Genomic DNA, 3,065 nt, shown 5'->3' on the forward strand with positions numbered 1-3,065 from the left:
AGCGCGATGACGCTGACGCCCGGCTCGAGCAGCTCGAGGGTGCCGTGGAACATCTTCACGAGCGGCACGAGCGCGACGGTCGGTGCGAGCATGAGCCCGCCCAGGATGACGGTGGACCACGTGCGTGAGAAGGGGATGTCGACTCGGGTGAGAAGATGAACTCGACGTGACGGGCAACTGGAACTTGTTCAAGCAGCGCGATCGCTTCCGCTGCCTCAGACCTCGCAGTGCTCGCCGACCCCGGCCGGTGCGCCGCGATCTCAGGCACCCGCGACGACTACCTGATCCCTTCAGCAGGCGTACGGCCTCACCACCGACGACGAGCGCCTCGGCACCGACGTCATGGAATCCACCTTAGGGTCTGTGCGGTCGGGGCGAGGGCCGGGCGGGTGGCCGACGCCGAGTTCGAGCAGGCCATGCAGGACGCGGTGAACAGCGTGCTGAACGGCCAGGCCACCCCCGAGGAGGCGCTCGGCAAGGCGCAGGCGGTACCCGTGCGCGGCGGCGACGGCGCAGCCGAACGCATCCTCGAGGCATCCGGCGGCGGGGTCGACGTGTCGGTCGACGCATTCGGCAGCGGCGAGACGTCGTTCGCCTCGGTGCGGAGCCTCAAGAAGCGCGGCCGGCACGTGCAGATCGGCCTCATGTTCGGCGACAGCGCGCTCGCCGCGATGCCGATGGACGCGGTCATCGCCGGCGAGCTCGAGATCCTCGGCAGCCACGGCATGGCGGCGCACGAGTACCCGTCGATGCTCGGCGCGGTCGCGTCGGGGGACTTCCGTCCGATCGAGCTCGTCGGCCGCCGCATCACGCTCGACGAGGTACCCGCGGCGCTCGACGCGATGGGCACGGCCGGGGCATCCGGGTCTGGCATGACCGTCGTCGAGCTGTAGCCGACGCATCCCCTTGTGGGAACGCCGGGCGTTCCCTAACCTGAGCGGTACGCCATCAGGTGACACGAGTCACCCACCGCGTCACGTGCCGCGACGACGTCAGCGACGATGCCCGGCCGTGCGTGGTGCGCGCCCACCCTCGACGAGGAGGACACGACCGAATGAGCACCACATCACGACGCCCGCGCCGGTCGCGGCGCGTCGCCGCGGCACTCGCCGTCACGGCGGTGATCACCGTCGCCGGCGCCGCGGGCGCCGCCAACGCCGCCCCGAGCCAGCAGATCGATCCCTTCGCGCCCGACTTCGGGCCCAACGTCGCGATCGTGTCGCCCGAGACCCCCCAGGACGACGTGCAGGCACTGCTCGACGACCTCGCCGACGCACAGGTCGACGCCGAGATGTCGACCGCCCGCCACAGCGTGCTGTTCCTGCCGGGCGCCTACGGCACCGCCGACGACCCGCTCCAGGCCCGCGTCGGCTACTACACCGAGATCGCCGGCCTCGGCGCGTCACCCGACGACGTCGACATCACCGGCAAGATCGAGGTGTACAACCGCTGCCTCGCCGACGGCGGCACCTCCAACTGCCTCGCGCTCGTCAACTTCTGGCGCACCATCTCGAACCTGTCGTTGCAGGTGAACGGCACCGGCCAGGACGGGTGCCGCGGCTCGGCGAACTTCTGGGCCGTGTCGCAGGCCGTGTCGATGCGCCGCCTCGACGTGTCGGGCGGCAACCTCTCGCTCATGGACTACTGCACCGCAGGCCCCCAGTACGCGAGCGGCGGATTCATCGCCGACTCCCGCCTGCCGTTCGTGATCAGCGGTTCGCAGCAGCAGTGGCTCACCCGCAACAGCGAGGTCGCGGGCTGGTCGAACGCGGTCTGGAACCAGGTGTTCGCGGGCGTCGAGGGGGCGCCGGATGACGCGGCCTTCCCGAACCCGCCGTACACGACGCTCGACGAGACGCCCGTGAGCCGCGAGAAGCCGTACCTGTTCGTCGACGACAGCGGACGCTACGCCGTGCGCGTGCCGGCGGCCCACACCGGCACGAGGGGCGTCACCTGGGCCGACGGCGAGACGCCGGGTCGCACCATCCCGATCACCGACTTCCACATCGCCAAGCCGGGCGACTCGGTCGGCTCGATCAACTCGGCGCTCGCGAAGGGCAAGCACCTGCTGCTCACCCCGGGCGTGTACGACATCGCGAGCAGCATCAACGTGAAGCGTGCCGACACGGTGGTGCTCGGCATGGGACACGCGACGCTCACTGCCGTCGGCGGCGCCGTGCCGCTGAAGGTGCACGACGCCCCCGGCATCGTCATCGCCGGCGTCACGATCGACGCGGGCACCGTGGAATCGCCCGTGCTGCTCCAGGTCGGCCAGCCCGGCAATGGCCACGCGAAGCAGCTCGACCCGACCAACCCGATCACGCTCTCCGACGTGTACTTCCGCGTCGGTGGCCCGCACATCGGCAAGGCCGACACCGCGCTCGTCGTGAACAGCGACCACGTGCTCATCGACCACACCTGGGTGTGGCGGGGCGACCACGGCGTCGAGGGTTTCACGAACGGCGTGAACGGCGACACCGACCGGTGGAACACCAACACCGGACGCGTCGGTGTGGTCGTGAACGGCGACGATGTAACCGCCACCGGGCTGTTCGTCGAGCACTTCCAGACGTACAACACGGTCTGGAACGGGGAGCGCGGCACCACGGTGCTCTACCAGAACGAGCTGCCGTACGACCCGCCCACCCAGGCGGACTGGACCCAGCCCGACGGCACGCTCGGCTACCCGGGCTACAAGGTCGCCGATGACGTGACCGAGCACGCGCTGTACGGCGGCGGGGTCTACGTCTTCAACCAGAACAACCCGTCGATCGTCACGGCGAACGGCTTCGAGACGCCCGAGGGCGACGGCATCTCGCTGCACCACATCATGACGGTGAACCTCAGCGCCGGGGTCATCGAGCACGTCGTGAACGGGTACGGCGGCACGGCCGACACCTCGGTGATCGGCACGCCCCAGTACGTCACGGACTACCCGCTGCCGTGACGCGCTGACGCGCTGACGCGCTGCACGCCCGGTCGTCGGCGATGGCGGCTCCGGATGCCCCGGGGCCGGCCATCGCCGACGGCTCGACGTCGCGCGCCGAGGCCTACGCCGACTCCCG

2 protein-coding genes and 1 pseudogene are annotated in these 3,065 nt (G+C 70.3%); all 3 read left to right on the forward strand.

Annotated features, from left to right (window positions below; translation table 11 throughout):
- Positions 1-200 precede the first annotated feature (200 nt).
- Positions 201-284, forward strand: a pseudogene (locus tag GH736_RS25550) (hypothetical protein); the annotation flags it as partial.
- A 105-nt stretch (positions 285-389) separates the two neighbouring features.
- The gene (locus tag GH736_RS20055; protein WP_235934537.1) at positions 390-893 is read left to right on the forward strand and encodes a zinc-binding dehydrogenase; all 504 of its coding nucleotides are present in this window, start codon (positions 390-392) and stop codon (positions 891-893) included.
- Between the two features lie 161 nt (positions 894-1,054).
- Entirely contained in the window at positions 1,055-2,947 is a 1,893-nt protein-coding gene (locus tag GH736_RS20060; protein ID WP_159606475.1) for an adenylyl cyclase, read from the forward strand.
- The last annotated feature ends 118 nt before the right edge of the window (positions 2,948-3,065 follow it).

Source organism: Agromyces humi (genome assembly GCF_009720255.1).
Classification (GTDB): domain Bacteria; phylum Actinomycetota; class Actinomycetes; order Actinomycetales; family Microbacteriaceae; genus Agromyces; species Agromyces humi.

Bases quoted from the DNA above. Each gene is read 5' to 3' on its own strand.
- GH736_RS20060 (WP_159606475.1), top strand. From the start codon at position 1,055: ATGAGCACCACATCACGACGCCCGCGCCGGTCGCGGCGCGTCGCCGCG.